14 protein-coding genes are annotated in these 16,754 nt (G+C 65.7%); 12 read left to right on the forward strand and 2 right to left on the reverse strand.

The window, feature by feature from the left end; genetic code table 11:
• Positions 1 to 9: 9 nt before the first annotated feature.
• From ACIOWL_RS12995 to ACIOWL_RS13045, 11 genes are all read left to right on the forward strand, one after another.
• Positions 10 to 1,314, forward strand: a complete 1,305-nt coding sequence (locus ACIOWL_RS12995) for a dihydroorotase (RefSeq protein ID WP_400385667.1) — start codon at positions 10 to 12, stop codon at positions 1,312 to 1,314.
• Positions 1,307 to 1,819, forward strand: coding sequence for a hypothetical protein (locus ACIOWL_RS13000; protein ID WP_400385670.1), 513 nt, complete (start codon positions 1,307 to 1,309; stop codon positions 1,817 to 1,819). Before ACIOWL_RS12995 ends, ACIOWL_RS13000 begins: the two co-directional genes overlap by 8 nt.
• Complete coding sequence (carA, locus tag ACIOWL_RS13005; protein WP_400385672.1) at positions 1,816 to 2,985, forward strand: glutamine-hydrolyzing carbamoyl-phosphate synthase small subunit; 1,170 nt, start codon at positions 1,816 to 1,818, stop codon at positions 2,983 to 2,985. The genes ACIOWL_RS13000 and carA overlap by 4 nt, the downstream gene beginning before the upstream one ends.
• A complete protein-coding gene (gene carB / locus ACIOWL_RS13010) occupies positions 2,985 to 6,263 on the forward strand; it encodes a carbamoyl-phosphate synthase large subunit (protein ID WP_400385674.1) in 3,279 nt (1,092 codons plus the stop codon). The genes carA and carB overlap by 1 nt, the downstream gene beginning before the upstream one ends.
• The gene (pyrF, locus tag ACIOWL_RS13015; protein WP_400385676.1) at positions 6,256 to 7,098 is read left to right on the forward strand and encodes an orotidine-5'-phosphate decarboxylase; all 843 of its coding nucleotides are present in this window, start codon (positions 6,256 to 6,258) and stop codon (positions 7,096 to 7,098) included. The genes carB and pyrF overlap by 8 nt, the downstream gene beginning before the upstream one ends.
• 143 nt (positions 7,099 to 7,241) lie before the next feature.
• On the forward strand, positions 7,242 to 7,577 hold the full coding sequence (gene mihF, locus ACIOWL_RS13020; RefSeq protein WP_047119171.1) for an integration host factor, actinobacterial type: 336 nt from the start codon (positions 7,242 to 7,244) through the stop codon (positions 7,575 to 7,577).
• A 3-nt stretch (positions 7,578 to 7,580) separates the two neighbouring features.
• The gene (gene gmk / locus ACIOWL_RS13025) at positions 7,581 to 8,144 is read left to right on the forward strand and encodes a guanylate kinase (RefSeq protein WP_400385678.1); all 564 of its coding nucleotides are present in this window, start codon (positions 7,581 to 7,583) and stop codon (positions 8,142 to 8,144) included.
• On the forward strand, positions 8,137 to 8,415 hold the full coding sequence (gene rpoZ, locus ACIOWL_RS13030; protein WP_400385679.1) for a DNA-directed RNA polymerase subunit omega: 279 nt from the start codon (positions 8,137 to 8,139) through the stop codon (positions 8,413 to 8,415). The genes gmk and rpoZ overlap by 8 nt, the downstream gene beginning before the upstream one ends.
• 130 nt (positions 8,416 to 8,545) lie before the next feature.
• Complete coding sequence (coaBC, locus tag ACIOWL_RS13035) at positions 8,546 to 9,766, forward strand: bifunctional phosphopantothenoylcysteine decarboxylase/phosphopantothenate--cysteine ligase CoaBC (protein ID WP_400385682.1); 1,221 nt, start codon at positions 8,546 to 8,548, stop codon at positions 9,764 to 9,766.
• Between the two features lie 82 nt (positions 9,767 to 9,848).
• Positions 9,849 to 11,054 (forward strand): methionine adenosyltransferase, encoded by a 1,206-nt coding sequence (gene metK / locus ACIOWL_RS13040; protein WP_400385685.1) that lies wholly within the window; start codon positions 9,849 to 9,851, stop codon positions 11,052 to 11,054.
• A gap of 5 nt (positions 11,055 to 11,059) precedes the next feature.
• Complete coding sequence (locus ACIOWL_RS13045; RefSeq protein ID WP_400385688.1) at positions 11,060 to 13,069, forward strand: primosomal protein PriA; 2,010 nt, start codon at positions 11,060 to 11,062, stop codon at positions 13,067 to 13,069.
• 14 nt (positions 13,070 to 13,083) lie between these two features.
• Here the strand turns inward: ACIOWL_RS13045 and ACIOWL_RS13050 are convergent, their stop codons facing one another.
• On the reverse strand, positions 13,084 to 13,947 hold the full coding sequence (locus ACIOWL_RS13050; protein ID WP_400385690.1) for an alpha/beta fold hydrolase: 864 nt from the start codon (positions 13,945 to 13,947) through the stop codon (positions 13,084 to 13,086).
• 10 nt (positions 13,948 to 13,957) lie between these two features.
• On the reverse strand, positions 13,958 to 14,911 hold the full coding sequence (locus ACIOWL_RS13055; protein WP_400385693.1) for a sugar-binding transcriptional regulator: 954 nt from the start codon (positions 14,909 to 14,911) through the stop codon (positions 13,958 to 13,960).
• 161 nt (positions 14,912 to 15,072) lie between these two features.
• Between ACIOWL_RS13055 and ACIOWL_RS13060 the strand changes: the two genes are divergently transcribed.
• Positions 15,073 to 16,752, forward strand: a complete 1,680-nt coding sequence (locus tag ACIOWL_RS13060) for an FAD-dependent oxidoreductase (protein WP_400385696.1) — start codon at positions 15,073 to 15,075, stop codon at positions 16,750 to 16,752.
• Positions 16,753 to 16,754 lie beyond the last annotated feature (2 nt).

Consider the following 16,754-nt stretch of genomic DNA (forward strand, 5'->3'; position numbering starts at 1 on the left):
GAAAAACCCATGAACTACCTCATTGAACAGGCCGCCATCCTGGGCGGCGAAGCGCAAGACGTGCTGATCGTCGACGGGCGGATCGCCCAGCTCGGCTCCATCGAGGCCAGCGAGAAGATCCAGGTGATCGACGGGCGCGGCCTGGTGCTGCTGCCGGGTATGGTCGACCCGCACACCCACCTGCGCGAACCGGGGCGCGAAGACGCCGAAACCGTTGAAACCGGCTCCCAGGCCGCCGCCCGCGGCGGCTACACCGCCGTGCACGCGATGGCCAACTCGACCCCCGTGGCGGATACCGCCGGTGTGGTCGAGCAGGTGTACGAGCTGGGCCGCAAGGCCGGCTGGGTTGACGTGCGCCCGGTGGGCGCGGTCACCGTCGGGCTGGAAGGCAAGCAGCTGTCCGAAATCGGCGCGATGGCCGATTCCCGCGCGGCGGTGAAGATGTTCTCCGACGACGGAATCTGCGTTTCCGACCCGCTGCTGATGCGCCGCGCGCTGGAATACGTGAAGGCATTCGACGGGGTCATCGCCCAGCACGCCCAGGAGCCGCGGTTGACCGAAGGCGCGCAGATGAACGAGGGCGAGGTCTCCTCGGTGCTCGGCCTGCCCGGCTGGCCGGCCGTCGCCGAAGAGTCGATCATCGCCCGCGATGTGCTGCTGGCCGAACACGTCGGCGCCCGCCTGCACATCTGCCACGTCTCTACCGCCGGGTCGGTGGAGATCATCCGCTGGGCCAAGGCCCGCGGCATCCAGGTCACCGCCGAGGTCACCCCGCACCACCTGCTGCTCACCGATGAAAAGGTGCGCACCTTCGACCCGGTGTTCAAGGTCAACCCGCCGCTGCGCCGCGCAGAAGACGTGCTGGCCTTGCGTGCCGGGCTTGCCGATGGCACCATCGACGTGATCGGCACCGACCACGCACCGCACCCGGCAGAATCCAAGGAATGCGAGTGGGGGGCCGCGGCCATGGGCATGACCGGTCTGGAGACCGCGCTGTCCGTGCTGCAGCACACCCTCGTCGAGACCGGCTTGCTGTCCTGGGCAGACATCGCCCGCATCACCTCCACCACCCCGGCGCTCATCGGCCGCGTGGCCGATCAGGGCCGCCCGATCGCGGTGGGGGAGCCGGCCAACCTGGTGCTCATCGACCCGGCCGCGCGCTGGATTGTCGACCCCCACACCATGGCCACCAAGGGGCGCAACTCGCCGTTCGCCGGCTTGGAGCTTCCCGGTTCGGTGCGCGCGACCTTCTTCCACGGCCACCCCACGGTGCTCGACGGCCAGCTGGCCACCCCGAGGCCAACACATGTCTAGGGACGAGTTCCTCGCGGTACTCATCACCATCCTGGTGATCGCCGGCGCCTGCGCGCTGATCTTGATCGGCTGGCGGAACCTGAAGGCCAGGCAGTCGCATGTGCCCGAGCCCTTTGCGCCGTTTGCAGACCAGATCGCCGAGCAGTTCCCCGGGATGTACGTGGCGACCACCAAGTTCGAGGACTGGCTTGACCGCATTGCGGTGCACGATCTGGGGGTCCGCAGCACCGCGGAGCTCCAGCTGGGTACCGCGGGGCTGCACCTGGTGCGCCCGGGCACCCGGGATCTGCACATCCCGTGGAGCGCCTTTGACAAGGTCAGCCGCTCCAATGGCATGATCGGCAAGTTCGTGGAGAAGAACGGGCTGATCGTCATCAGCTGGGAGAAGGACGGCTTCGCCTTCGACACCGGCTTCCGCCCTCGCTTCGCCGAGGATACCCCCAAGATTTATCAGTTGCTGGCGTCGCATCACCGCGGCGCAGCCGAGCAGGAGACAAACACGTGAATTCCCTGAGCAACCTACCCGCAGTGCTGGTCCTCGAAGATGGCCGCATCTTCCGCGGCCGCAGCTACGGCACGATCGGCACCGCGCTGGGCGAAGCGGTGTTCACCACCGGCATGACCGGCTACCAGGAAACGCTGACCGACCCGTCCTACGCCCACCAGATCATCACCCAGACCTTCCCGCACGTGGGAAACACCGGGGTGAACGACGAGGACCCTGAGTCCACCCGGATGTGGGCCGCCGGCTACGTGGTGCGCGAGGCAAGCCGCCGCCCGAGCAACTGGCGGGCCACCCGCAGCCTGGAAGACGACCTGGTGAGCAACCAGATTGTCGGCATCCGCGGGGTCGATACCCGTGCGCTGACCCGCCACCTGCGCTCCGCCGGCGCCATGAAGGCAGGCATCTTCTCCGGCGACGCCGCCGCCGCGAGCGATGAGCAGCTGATCAGCCAGGTCATCGACCAGCCCTCGATGGCCGGGCGGAACATCTCCGCGGAGGTCTCCGTGGACTCGGCCTACATCGTTGAGCCACGCGACCACGGGTACACGGGCGAACCGAAGCACACCATCGCCGCGATCGACCTGGGCATGAAGTCGATGACCCCGCACCGGCTGGCCGAACGCGGCCTGCGGGTGCACGTGCTGCCCTACAACGCGACGCTGGAAGACATCAAGGCCACCGGCGCCCGCGGCGTGTTCTTCTCCAACGGACCGGGAGACCCGGCCGCCGCCGCGGCCCAGGTTGAACTGGTGCGCTCGGTGCTCGATGAGGGCATCTCCTACTTCGGGATCTGCTTCGGCAACCAGATGCTCGGCCGCGCGCTGGGCCTGGAAACCTACAAGCTGCCCTTCGGCCACCGCGGCATCAACCAGCCGGTGATGGACAAGCTCACCGGACGGGTGGAAATCACCAGCCAGAACCACGGCTTCGCCGTCGACGCCCCGATCGAAGGCAGCTTCACCGCCCCGATCGAACGCTTCGGGAAGGTCGAGGTCTCCCACTTCTCCCTGAACGACCAGGTGGTCGAGGGCCTGTCGTGCCTGGACATCCCCGCGTTCTCCGTGCAGTACCACCCAGAAGCGGCCGCCGGCCCGCACGACGCCGCGTACCTCTTTGACCGTTTTGTATCCTCCCTGGATTCCGCCGCAGTAAAGGACAGCAAGTAATGCCCAAGCGCACCGATCTCAACTCAGTTCTCGTCATCGGTTCGGGTCCAATCGTGATTGGCCAGGCCGCCGAGTTCGACTACTCCGGAACCCAGGCACTGCGGGTGCTCAAGGAGGAAGGCCTGCGGGTCATCCTGGTCAACTCCAACCCGGCCACCATCATGACCGACCCCGAATTCGCCGACGCGACCTACGTGGAGCCGATCACCCCCGAGGTGGTTGAGAAGATCATCGCCAAGGAGCGCCCGGACGCGATCCTGCCGACCCTGGGCGGGCAGACCGCGCTGAACACCGCGATCGCGCTGGACAAGTCCGGCGCCCTGGAAAAGTACAACGTCGAGCTGATCGGCGCGAACATCGAAGCCATCGAGCTGGGCGAGGACCGCGAGAAGTTCAAGGGCGTGGTCGAGCGCTGCGGCGCCGAATCGGCCCGCTCGGTCATCGTGCACACCTTGGACGAGGCATTCGCCGCCGTCGAGCAGCTGAACTACCCGGTTGTGGTGCGCCCGTCCTTCACCATGGGCGGCCTGGGTTCGGGCATGGCGTACAACGCCGAGGACCTGACCCGCATCGCGGGCGCCGGCCTGCAGTACTCGCCGACCACCGAGGTGCTCCTGGAGGAGTCGATCCTGGGCTGGAAGGAGTACGAGTTGGAGATGATGCGCGACAAGAACGACAACGTCGTGGTCGTCTGCTCCATCGAGAACTTCGATCCGGTCGGTGTGCACACGGGCGACTCGATCACCGTGGCCCCGGCCATGACGCTGACCGACCGCGAATACCAGAACCTGCGCGACATCTCCATCGCGGTCATCCGCGAGGTCGGGGTGGACACCGGCGGCTGCAACATCCAGTTCGCCATCGAGCCGGACACCGGTCGCGTGGTGGTCATCGAGATGAACCCGCGTGTTTCGCGCTCCTCCGCGCTGGCGTCCAAGGCCACCGGCTTCGCGATCGCCAAGATCGCCACCAAGCTGGCCGTGGGCTACACCCTGGACGAGATCCCGAACGACATCACCCAGAAGACCCCGGCCTCCTTCGAGCCGGCCCTGGACTACGTTGTGGTGAAGGTTCCGCGTTTCGCGTTCGAGAAGTTCCCGGCCGCCGACGCGACCCTGACCACCACCATGAAGTCCGTGGGCGAGGCCATGGCGCTGGGCCGCAACTTCACCGAGGCGCTGCAAAAGGCGCTGCGCTCCCTGGAGCAGAAGGGCAGCGAGCTGTCCTTCGAGCCAATCCCCGCAGATGAGCTGGATTCTGTGATGACGCACATCCAGAAGGGCTCCACCGAGCGCATGTCCCTGGTGCAGCGGGCGCTGCTGTCGGGCAAGAGCATCGAGGAGCTGTTCGACGCCACCGGCATCGACCCGTGGTACCTGGATCAGCTGGCGCTGATCAACGAAACCGCGGCGCTGATCGCGGCGAACAAGGACCTGAATGAGGAGGTTCTGCGCGAGGCCAAGCGCCACGGGTTCTCCGACGCGCAAATCGCCAAGCTCACCGGCAAGTCCGAGGCGGTGGTGCGCGGGGTGCGCCATGCGCTGGACATCCGCCCGGTCTACAAAACGGTGGACACCTGCGCGGCCGAGTTCGAGGCCTTCACCCCCTACATGTACTCCTCCTACGATGAGGAAACCGAGCTGGTTGCCCACGAGAAGAAGTCCGTGATCATCCTGGGCTCGGGCCCGAACCGCATCGGCCAGGGCATCGAGTTCGACTACTCCTGCGTGCACGCGGTGATGGCGCTGCGCGCCGAGGGCTACGAGACCGTGATGGTCAACTGCAACCCGGAAACCGTCTCCACCGACTACGACATCTCCGACCGCCTGTACTTCGAGCCGCTGACCCTGGAGGACGTGCTTGAAATCATCCACGCCGAGGAGCAGACCGGCGGCGTGCTGGGTGTGTTCGTGCAGCTTGGCGGGCAGACCCCGCTGAAGCTCGCCGCGCAGCTGAAGGCCGCCGGGGTCAACATCCTGGGCACCTCCCCGGAGGCCATCGACCTGGCCGAGCACCGCGGCGCGTTCCAGCGTGTGCTGGATCATGCCGGGCTGATCGCCCCGAAGAACGGCACCGCCGTTTCCTTCCCGGAAGCCAAGCAGATCGCCGACTCGATCGGCTACCCGGTGCTGGTGCGTCCGAGCTATGTGCTGGGCGGGCGCGGCATGGAGATCGTGTACGACGAGGCCTCCCTGGAGCGCTATATCCTCAACGCCACGGAAATCACCGTGGACCACCCGGTGCTGGTTGACCGCTTCCTGGAAGACGCCATCGAGATCGACGTCGACGCCCTGTTCGACGGCACCGACCTGTACGTCGGCGGCATCATGGAGCACATCGAGGAGGCCGGCATCCACTCCGGCGACTCGGCCTGCACGCTGCCTCCGATCACCCTGGGCCCGGATGTGCGCAACCGCGTGAAGGAAGCCACCCGCGCGATCGCCGAGGGTGTGGGGGTGCGCGGCCTGATCAACATCCAGTTCGCGCTGGCCAGCGACATCCTCTACGTGATCGAGGCGAACCCGCGCGCCAGCCGCACCGTGCCGTTCACCTCCAAGGCCACCGGAGTGCAGCTGGCCAAGGTGGCGGCGCTGATCGGCGTGGGCGCGACCCTGGCCGAACTGCGCGGCAGCTACCTGCCGGCCGAGGGCGACGGCGCAAACCTGCCGGACTCGGCCCCGATCGCGGTCAAGGAAGCGGTCATGCCGTTCGCGCGCTTCCGCACCCCGGATGGCAAGGTCGTCGACTCGCTGCTCGGCCCTGAGATGCGTTCGACCGGCGAGGTGATGGGGATCGACAAGTACTTCGACACCGCCTTCGCCAAGAGCCAGGCCGCCGCGAACAACCCGCTGCCCACCAGCGGCAAGGTCTTCGTCTCGGTCACCAACCGCGACAAGCGCTCGATCGTGATGCCGGTCAAGCACCTGGCCGACCGCGGTTTCGAGATCATCTCCACCGGCGGCACCGCCGAGGTGCTGCGCCGCAACGGCATCCCGACCCAGATCGTGGGCAAGCTGCACGAAGGCGGCGAGTCGATCGTCGATTTGATCCAGGCAGGGGAGATCGGGCTGATCCTGAACACCCCATCGGGTTCCGATGCCCGCGGGGATGGCTACGAGATTCGCGCCGCCGCCACCAGCGTCGGCACCCCGGTGATCACCACCGTGGCCGAATTCGGCGCTTCCGTCCAGGCCATCGACGCCCTGCGCGAGTACGCGTGGGACGTCACCAGCCTGCAGGAGCACGAAACCGCGCTGAAGGCCGCACGACATGGCTGATCCGGTGCCATTCGGAACCCGGCTGCGCCAGGCGATGGACGCCAACGGGCCGCTGTGTGTGGGGATCGACCCGCACCCGGGCCTGTTGGCGGCCTGGGGCCTGGAAGACAGCGCCGCGGGGGTGCGCACCTTCTCGCTGCGGGTCATCGAAGCCATGAGCGGCGTGGCGGCGATTGTGAAGCCGCAGGTCGCGTTGTACGAGCGTTTCGGCTCGGCCGGTTTCGCCGCGTTGGAAGAGACATTGCTCACCGCCAAGCAAGCTGGGTTGTTGACCCTGGCCGACGCCAAACGCGGAGACATCGGCTCGACCATGGCGGCCTACGCAACCGCATGGTTGGACGATTCCTCGCCGCTGGCATCGGACGCGGTGACACTGAGCCCGTACCTGGGTTACGAGTCGTTGCGCCCGGCCATTGACCTCGCGGCAGCCACTGGCAGGGGAGTGTTCGTGCTGGGGTTGACCTCCAACCCCGAAGGTCCCTCCGTGCAGCACGTCGGCGGCGATAAGTCGGTTGCAAGATCAATCATTGAGCAGGTCACTGCGGAAAATGCAGCTGCCGAAGATTTAGGTCATGTAGGCCTGGTGGTCGGCGCCACGATCGGCGACGCGCCGGCAAAACTGGGGATCGACCTCGCTGCCTCCAAGGCGCCGCTGCTCACCCCGGGCCTCGGCGCCCAGGGCGCCACGGCGCAGGATATCGCCAATGCTTTCGCTTCAAGCTACCGCCAGGTCTTGGGCACCAGCAGCCGCGACATCCTCAAGGCCGGGCCTGAACTCACGGCGTTGCAGGATAAGGCCCGCCAGGTCCGCGACGAACTGCTCGCCGCCTCCTAGCACCGAACCAGGCGCAGACCCGAACGCGTTGTGGCCATAAGAGTTTTCAGTGGCCACAACGCGTTTAGTCTTGCCAAATGCGAGCTGGAAAGCTATGTTCGGTTCATAGCCTTAGTCCACTACACATTAAGGATGGCTGAACGATGGTTCTGCGAGAACTCTCTGACGAAGACCGCATCCGGGCACGCGCTAAAGCTTTAGCCGCCCGCACCCGTCGTGCTGAAATCAAGGCCCAGTTCAGTGCCGGCAAAATTTCCATCACCGAGGTACTAGACTTGGTATACGAAGATGAGGCCGTGGGACGCATGCGTGTCATGGACCTTTTGGAATCGGTACCGGGCGTTGGTGAAGTACGCGCGGCGAATTTGCTGGAGCGACTTGGCATTTCCCCATCCCGCCGCCTGCGCGGACTGGGGCGCAAGCAACGCACCGCAATCACCGAACACTTCAAGCAAAGCCCGCCAAAAACGAAAGTGTAGTCAATGACCGCTGCGTCGGTAACTGTTCTAGCCGGCCCCACGGCTGTAGGCAAGGGAACCGTCTCCACCTACATCCGCGATAACTATCCAGATGTTTGGCTTTCCGTGTCGGCAACAACACGGGATCCTCGACCGGGTGAAAGTGATGGAGTCCACTATTATTTTGTGGGCCCGGAAAAGTTCCACCAGCTCGTCGACGAAGGCCAGATGCTGGAGTGGGCTGTGGTGCACGGCCAGAATAGCTACGGCACCATCCGCCAGACGGTGGAGGACGCGGTAGCAGAGGGAAAAAAGGTGCTGCTGGAGATTGACCTTCAGGGTGCCCGGCAGGTCAAGGAGTCGATGCCCGAGGCAAAATTCGTCTTCTTGGCCCCTCCGTCGTGGGATGAATTGGTCCGCCGCCTCATCGGCCGCGGCACCGAAACACCGCAAGAGCAGCAACGACGGCTAGAAACCGCTAAACTGGAACTTGCGGCGGAATCAGAATTCGACGTGCGCATCGTCAACGACGATGTCGCCCGTGCCGCCGAAGAGCTTGTGGCCCTCATGGGGCTGAAGAATGACTAAAGGGAGTCTTGTGTCCAACCTAGAGGGAATCATCAACCCATCGATCGACTCGTTGCTTGAGACGAACGACTCGAAGTACGCAATTGTGCTGAACTCAGCCAAACGTGCCCGCCAGATCAACGCCTACTACGCACAGCTGAATGAAGGGCTGTTCGAGTATGTCGGTCCGCTGGTGGAAACCAAGCTGAACGAAAAGCCTCTGACCATCGCCCTGCGCGAACTGGATGAGAACCTGCTGAAGGTCACCCCAGTCGAGGTCACCGAGGACTAGTCGAAAAGGTGGCGCCCCATTGGTGGGCGCCTTCTTTTTCTTTAAGTACCCCCACACGCCCGCACTGGGGCGATGTTCCGCGGTGCGGTGAGCATCACCGCGACCGCCCGACCTTCCAAGGAAATGCTGCGTGAAGCGAATCGTTTTAGGTGTCTCTGCCGGGATCGCCGCCTACAAGTCCGTGCTCCTGTTGCGCTTGCTGCGCGAGGCCGGGCACCACGTGGATGTCATCCCGACCGGCAACGTGGAGCACTTTGTCGGCAATGCCACCTGGGAGGCGCTCTCCGGGAACCCGGTTACCGCTAACGTGTTCGATGCAGTCGACACCGTCAACCACGTGCGTTTGGGTCAGCAGGCCGATCTGGTCCTGGTGGTCCCGGCCACCGCGGACCTCATGGCGCGCGCCGCCGCCGGGTTGGCCAACGACCTGCTCACCGGAACCCTGCTGGCCACCGACGCGCCGGTGGTGATGGCTCCGGCGATGCACACCGAAATGTGGCAGCACCCGGCAACCGTCGCCAACACCGCCGTGTTGCGTCAGCGCGGCGTGCGGGTCATCGAACCGGCCGCCGGCCGGCTGACCGGAAAAGACAGCGGCCCGGGCAGGCTGCCCGAACCGCAGGAAATTTTCGAATCCATCCAGGATCTGCTCTCCGAGCCGCTCCTGGCCGGGCGCAAGGTGCTGATCACCGCCGGCGGAACTCGCGAGCCGCTGGACCCGGTGCGTTTTTTGGGTAACCGCTCCTCCGGACGCCAAGGGGTCGCACTGGCCGCGGCCGCCCGCGATGCCGGCGCCCAGGTGACCTTGATCGCCACCCATCTGGAGGTCCCGCCGCCCCACGGGGTGGCGCTGGTGCACGCTTCGAGCGCACTGCAGCTGCGTGAAGCGGTGTTCGCCCACGCCGAAGGCCAGGACGTGTTGATCATGAATGCGGCGGTGGCGGACTTCCGGCCCGCGGCGGTCCACAACGCGAAAATCAAGAAGCGCGATGAGCATTCGGCCCCGGTCATCGAACTGGTACGCAATCCGGACATCCTGGCAGAGCTGGTCGCCGCACGCGAGAGCAACCCGCGCTTGCCAGCGGTGATCGTCGGTTTCGCCGCGGAAACCGGCGACGAGCAAGGCAGCGTGCTGGACTACGGCCGGGCAAAACTTTCGCGCAAGGGCTGCGAGCTGCTGGTGGTCAACGAGGTGGGCGAGAACCTGACCTTCGGCACCGACAGCAACACCGTGCAGGTGCTCTTCGCCGACGGCAAACCCGCGGTGTCCGCCGCCGGCGGCAAACTCGACGTGGCCCGCGTCGTCATCCAACAGGTGGCCGGCGAAATAAACGGTCACACAACCAGCTAAAAGTGAGCCGCGCCATATAGCGCTTGGTCACGAACGCAGCAACTTCTGCCAACCGGTCGATTCGACCAGATAGAGTACAAAGGTGACTTCAACAACCCCTGAACTTCGTCTTTTCACCTCGGAATCCGTAACCGAGGGCCACCCGGACAAAATCTGCGACCAGATCTCCGACGCGATCCTCGACGCCATGCTGGCGCAGGACCCTGATTCAAAGGTCGCCGTGGAAACCCTGACCACCACCGGCCTGGTGCATGTGGCGGGCGAGGTAACCACCAACGGTTACGTCGAGATCCCGGAGATCGTGCGCCGCACCATCTTGGATATCGGCTACGATTCCTCGGCCAACGGATTCGACGGGGCGCGCTGCGGCGTGTCGGTCTCGATCGGGCAGCAGTCCCAGGAGATCCACGACGGCGTGTTCAACTCGCTCGAGTCCCGCGAGGGCACCGCCAAGGATCAGCGCGACCTCCAAGGTGCCGGCGATCAGGGCCTGATGTTCGGTTATGCGTCCAATGAGACCGCCTCGCTGATGCCGACCCCGATCTTTTTGGCCCACCGCCTCTCCGAACGACTGACCCAGATGCGCAAGAACGGGCGTATGCCGTTGCTGCGCCCGGATGGGAAAACCCAGGTCACCATCGGCTACGACGGGGACAAGCCGGTTTCGGTGGACACCGTGGTGGTTTCCAGCCAGCATGCGGCCGAATACGAACTGGCCACGCTGAAGGCGGACCTGCTCGAAGAGGTCGTCACCCCGATCCTCGAGCGCTCCGAGCTGGATGTTTCCAAAACCAAGGTGATTTTGAACCCTTCGGGACCGTTCATCATCGGCGGCCCGGTGGGTGATGCCGGGTTGACCGGCCGCAAGATCATCGTCGATACCTACGGCGGATTCGCCCGCCACGGCGGCGGCGCCTTCTCCGGCAAGGATCCGTCCAAGGTCGACCGTTCGGCCGCCTACGCGATGCGCTGGGTTGCGAAAAACATCGTCGCCGCAGGGCTTGCCAGCCGCGCCGAAGTCCAGGTGGCCTACGCAATTGGTGTCGCCCGCCCGGTCGGCCTCTACGTGGAGACCTTCGGGACCGAAACCGTGGATCCGGCCAAAATCACCGCCGCCATCAATGAGGTATTCGACCTGCGCCCGCTGGGAATCATCGAGGAGCTGGACCTCAAGCGCCCGATCTACCGCAAAACCGCGGCCCACGGCCACTTTGGCCGCGACGAGTCCGACTTCACCTGGGAGAAGCTGGACCGCGTCGACGCCCTGCGCACCTGGTTCAACGCCTAATCTCGGTGCAGCAAGACAGCCTCATCGCAGCACCCGGCCAACCCCGCCTCAAGCGGGTTGCCCGGGTGCTGATTGATTCTTCGCTCCCGCACCTGGACCGGCTCTTCGACTACGAGGTGCCGGCCTCCATGCAGGACTCCGCCCGGGTGGGAGTGCGGGTGAAGGTGCCATTCGGGGCGCAGCAGCTGGCCGGGTTCATCGTCGAGCTGCTGGCGGATCATCAACCCCAGATCGCGCTGCGTCCGCTGTCCAAGCTGGTCTCCGATCAGGTGGTATTGCACCCCGACGTTGTTGCCGCCGCCACGTTGGTGGCCGAACGTTATGCCGGCACCCTGTGGGATGTGGTGCGCCTGGCCGTGCCCACCCGGGCCGCCAAGGTGGAAAAGGAAGAGCTTGTCACGGCCCCGCCGCTGGAGCCCGAGGAACTGGCGCCGGGGGAACTGGAGCCAGGCGAACTGGGGTCTGGGGAGCAGCCGAACCAACTGGAGCACTACGAGCAGGGCGCTGCGGTGCTTGCGGACTGGGCCGCGGGGCGCACCCGGCGGGCCGTGGCCAGCTGGGTGCCAAACTTCGCCGGCTCCTGGCCAGGCTTCCTGCTTGAGGCGGCCCGCCCGGTGCTTGCACGTGGCGCCCGGGTGTTGATCGTCGTTCCCGACGCGCGCGACCTCGATGAGCTGTGCGAGTTCCTCGATGAGCGGCTCGGTTCCTTGGCCTATGCGCGGTTGCAGGCCGAGAACGGGCCGACCCCGCGCTACCGCAACTTCCTGCGCGCCATCGGCGGTCATGTGCAGCTGGTCGTCGGGACCCGCTCGGCAGCCCTGTGCCACGTGCCGAGGCTGGAACTGATGATTATCTGGCAGGATGCGGACCAGTCGCACCGTGAATTGCGCGCACCCTACCAGCACAGCCGCGAGGTGGCGCTGCTGCGCAGCCAGCAGGCGGAGATCTCGGTGCTGCTGGCGGCCGCCTCACGCTCCGTGGAGTCCCAGCGGCTGGTCGAGACCGGGTGGGCCACCGAGCTGAAAATGCCCCGCGAGCTGCTGCGGGCGCACACCCCGCGGGTGGTGGCGACCACCAATGATTTTGAACTGGACCGCGATCCGGTGCTTTCGCGTGTGCGCATCCCGCCGCTGGCCTGGCGCGAAGCAACCAAGGCGCTGGAAACCGGCCCGGTGCTCATCCAGGTGGCGCGCACCGGTTTTATGCCGGCGCTCTCCTGCCAGGACTGCCGGAGACCGGCTCGCTGCCAGCGCTGCCAGGGGCCGTTGCAGCTCACCGGCCAGCTCGCGCACGTTGGCTGCCGCTGGTGCGGGGAGCAATACCACAACTACCACTGCGCGCAGTGCGGCTCACCACGCATCCGGGCCACCAGCATCGGCGCGGAGCGCACGGCCGAGGAATTGGGCCTGGCGTTCCCCTCGGTCAGCGTGCTGTCCTCCACGGGCGCCAAACCGCTGGCCAAGGTCCCGGATAAACCGGCGCTGGTTGTCGCGACCCCCGGGGTTGAACCCGTCGCGCAGTCCGGGTACGCCGCGGTGCTCCTGCTGGATGCGGATAAGATGCTTGCCCACGATTCGCTGCGCAACACCGAGACGGTCCTGGCGCGCTGGTTCACCGCGGCGAGCCTGGCCCGAAGCGACGCGACGGTGGTGCTCACCGGTGAGCCGAGCCCGGCCGGGGCCGCGCTCGTGCGCTGGGATGCGACCGGTTTTGCCCAACGCGAATTGTCCGAACGCCGCGAGATCGGCCTGCCCCCGGCGGTTCGCAGCGCGCTGGTCACCGGGCCCGGGGCGCAACGGCTGATCGCGGCGCTGGATGAAACAACCCGCCAGCTGGTGGTGGTGCACGGGCCGACCATCCTCGACGGGCCGCCGATCGAGCACCGCTACGTGCTCTTTTTCAGTTATGCCAACGGCCCGGCGGTCACCCACTGCTTGCGGGCGTTGCGCGCGCGGATGGCCGCGGCCAAGGAACCGGTTGCGGTGATCGCCGTGGATCCGGACCAGGTGCTCTAGCCGGACGACGCCAGCTATTCCGCGCGCAGGAACGAGTCCATCGCCGCGGCTACCTCCGGCGCTTTCTCATAGTGGATCAGGTGCCCGACGTCCTGAAGCATCAGCAGCCGCGCCTGGGCGAAACTCGCCCGCAGCGTTTCCTGGGTCGCCGGGGACCCCAGCTCGTCTTGCATCCCGCCGATCATCAGCGTGCGGGTGCCGATGGCGGGGGAGTAGCTGCCCACGGTGTCGCCGATGGACGCCTGGTAGGCCTCGGCCAGCGTCGTGCGCGAATGGAAACCGCCAAAGTAGGCCCGGTGCTGCTCGCGCACATACCGCCGCATCTTCGGGTCGCGGCTTTTGGTCATGACCAAGCTCATCGCGTCGCTGAACGCGGTGGAACGCAGCAGCGCCTCGCCCACGCGCACCGGTAGTTTGGCGCACAGCTCGTAGTAGATGCTGGTGAGTTTGGCCAGCAGCGCCTGGGAGGACTCCAAGGCGGGTTCGGAAATCGGATTAAGCAGGGTCAGCGAGGCAAACTGGCGTTCGCTGGCCAGCTTGGCCGCGACGATGGAGCCGAACGAGTGTCCCACCAGGTGCGTTGCCGGCCCCAGGCCCAGCTCGTCGGCCAGGGCGGTGAGCAGGAGCGTGTACCCGCTGACGTCGTGGGGCTGCTGCGTCATGGAGGTGGAGGCACCAAAACCCGGCAGATCCGGGACCACCACGGTGTACTGCGGCAGCGCGGCGATGATCCGCGCAAGCCCATGGTGGTCCCCGCGGAAACCGTGCACCGCGAAAAGCACCCCGCGGCTTGCCAGCCCCTGTGCCCGGTAGGTGAAGACCTTCAGGGTTGAGCCGAAGTGGTGGTGCGTGCTGACATGCAGTGATCGTAGGCTCATGGTGTTGATCCTACCCGTTCGCCAGCGCCAGGGCCGCCCCCTCGTCGATCACCAAATCGGTGATCAACCCGCCATTGAGCGCTCCTCGTACGGCCTGGACCTTTCCCCGCCCGGCCACCACGCAGAAACGCCGCGGCACACGCAGCAGGTCATCCAGCGCCGGCCCGGTGGAGCGGGCGTTGATTTCAATACCCGATCCGTGCCCGTGCCGATCAAAAAATACCGTCGCCACATCGCCCACCACGCCGATCTTCGCCAGCTGCGCTGATTCCTGTTGGCTCAGGTACCCGCCGCGGTACACCTGGGATGCGACGGCCGAGCCGGCCGCACCGAGTGAAAACACCGCGAGGTTCATCTCAGCCTGCACCTTCAACACCCGTTTAACCGACGTTTCCTGCCACATCGCCCGCCGGGTGGAGGCGCGGTCGAAAAACGCCGGCACCGGAAACTGCTCAACCCGCGCGGTGAACGCCTGGCCGAAGCGGGTGAGGATTTCGCTGGCGTAGCGCACCCCGCTGGTCACCGGATTCGCCGCACCGTTCAGCTGCACGATCACGGTGTCGTGGGTTGGGTGCGAGCTCAGCGCGGTGGAGACCGCCTGCATGGTGGACCCCCAGGCCACGCCGACGGTCATCGAGGAGGAAACCATGGCGCCCAGCTGGTGGGCCGCATACGAGGCCACCCGGCTCAGCAGCTGCGCGTCGTCCATCGACCCGTCGGTCGGCACCACCTGCACGTTGATGCCGAACCGCTCACAGAGCTGGGTGGAGAGCTGGGCGGACATTCCGGCACTGGGGGAGATGCTGATGGCGACCATGCCGGTGCGTTTGGCGTGGGAGAGCAGGCGCGAGACCGTTGAGCGCGAGGTGCCCAGCTCGCGGGCGATGACCTCCATCTTCACATCCTGCAGGTAGTACAGCTGGGCCGCGCGCAACGCGTCCCGCTCGCGTGAGCCGTACTGCACGGATGTGTCAGCCGGGGGGCGTCGATAGGGCCCTGTCGGGGGTGGTTTTTGCATCAATCTGACCATTTCTGCACGTTTGTGCAAATCGTTTGACCGCTTTGTGCGCTACCGACAACACTAACCCGTAGACCTACTCAATAGTTACTAAGGGGCATCACGTCGTGATTCGGGAACAGCTGGCCAAACTTCGCGAACGGCCAAAGGCACAGGTTCTGATCGTCGGCGGCGGCATCAACGGCGTCGCCACCTTCCGCTACCTCGCCATGCAGGGCATCGATGTCGCGCTGGTTGAGCGCGGGGATTACTGCCAGGGCGCATCCGGGGCGAGCTCGCACATGATCCACGGTGGCATCCGCTACCTGGAAAACGGCGAATTCCGCCTGGTGCACGAATCGGTCCAGGAGCGCAACTCGCTGCTTGAGATCGCCCCGCATTACGTGAAGCCGCTGCAGACCACCATCCCGATTTTCTCCACCTTCTCCGGCATCCTCTCCGCCCCGATGCGCTTCTTGACCCACAAGTCGGGCAAGCCGACCGAGCGCGGTGCGGCGCTGATCAAGGCCGGGCTGGTGATGTACGACGTGTTCGCCGGGATCGGCGGGCGAAACACCCCGTGGCACAACTTCAAAGCCGGCAAGGCCGCCCGCCAGGACCTGCCGCAGCTGCGCGACGATGTGAAATACACCGCCACCTACTTCGACGCCTCGGTGCACAACCCCGAACGCCTCACCCTGGACGTGCTGCGCGACGGTCTGCGCGCCAATCCCCAGGCACGCGCGAGCAACTACGTTGAACTGGCCGGCGTCGAAGGGGGCACCGCGCAGCTGCGCGATGTGCTCACCGGTGACAGCTTCGACTTCGACGCGCAGGTGATCATCAACGCCACCGGCGCCTGGGTTGATATGACCAACAAGGAGCTGGGGCGGCAGACCGCGTGGACCGGCGGCACCAAGGGCTCGCACATCGTGCTGGATCACCCCGAGCTGCTCGCCGCCACCGGGGGCCGCGAAATCTTCTTCGAGCACGAAGACGGCCGCATTGTGCTGATCTACCCGATGCTCGGGCGTGTGCTGGTGGGAACCACCGACATCGAGCACGATATGAACGAGCCAGCGGTGTGCACCGATGAGGAGATCGAGTACTTCTTCGACCTGGTCCACCACGTGTTCCCGCGGATCAAGGTCACGCAGGAGCAGATCGTCTACAAGTTCTCCGGGGTCCGCCCGCTGCCCAACCACGATGACACCGCACCGGGCTTCGTCTCCCGCGACTACCAGGTCAAGGAAACCCGGCTGACCGATGAGACCACGATGCTCTCGCTGATCGGCGGCAAGTGGACCACCTTCCGCGCGCTGAGCGAGACCCTGGGCGGCAAGGCCCTCGAATTCCTGGGGGAGCGCGAGATGCGCAGCACCGTGGGAGTCTCCATCGGCGGTGGCGCCGACTTCCCGGCCAACGAAGGCGAATTGGCCGCCTGGTTTGCGGCCCGCGAATCCGTTGCCACCCGCGAACGTCTGCGGATCTTGCTTGAACGTTACGGCACCGGCGCCGACGCGGTGCTGGAGCACCTGGGAGAAAACGAAAAGCTGCTGGAGCACACCAGGGAGCTCTCCTGCCAAGAAATCTCCTACATGGCGGCCAACGAGCAGGTCGGCCGGCTCATCGACGTCTTCATCCGTCGCACCAACCTGGCCTTCCGCGGCCTGGTTACCAAGGAATTGGTCACCGAGGTGGCACACTGCCTCGCAGACCAGATGGGCTGGGACTCCTCCCAGACCCAGGCCGAGATCGACCATTCGCTCTCGGTCCTGGCAGAAAGCCACGGCGTCGTCCTGGTCTGATT

This window comes from Glutamicibacter sp. NPDC087344 (assembly GCF_044744225.1).
In the GTDB taxonomy this organism is placed as follows: Bacteria; Actinomycetota; Actinomycetes; order Actinomycetales; family Micrococcaceae; genus Glutamicibacter.

Coding starts and splice junctions, on each gene's coding strand:
- ACIOWL_RS13050 (WP_400385690.1), bottom strand. CDS start 13,947: ATGAGCCTACGATCACTGCATGTCAGCACGCACCACCACTTCGGCTCA.
- rpoZ (WP_400385679.1), top strand. CDS start 8,137: ATGACTAAAGGGAGTCTTGTGTCCAACCTAGAGGGAATCATCAACCCA.
- gmk (WP_400385678.1), top strand. CDS start 7,581: ATGACCGCTGCGTCGGTAACTGTTCTAGCCGGCCCCACGGCTGTAGGC.
- carB (WP_400385674.1), top strand. CDS start 2,985: ATGCCCAAGCGCACCGATCTCAACTCAGTTCTCGTCATCGGTTCGGGT.
- pyrF (WP_400385676.1), top strand. CDS start 6,256: ATGGCTGATCCGGTGCCATTCGGAACCCGGCTGCGCCAGGCGATGGAC.
- ACIOWL_RS12995 (WP_400385667.1), top strand. CDS start 10: ATGAACTACCTCATTGAACAGGCCGCCATCCTGGGCGGCGAAGCGCAA.
- mihF (WP_047119171.1), top strand. CDS start 7,242: ATGGTTCTGCGAGAACTCTCTGACGAAGACCGCATCCGGGCACGCGCT.
- ACIOWL_RS13000 (WP_400385670.1), top strand. CDS start 1,307: ATGTCTAGGGACGAGTTCCTCGCGGTACTCATCACCATCCTGGTGATC.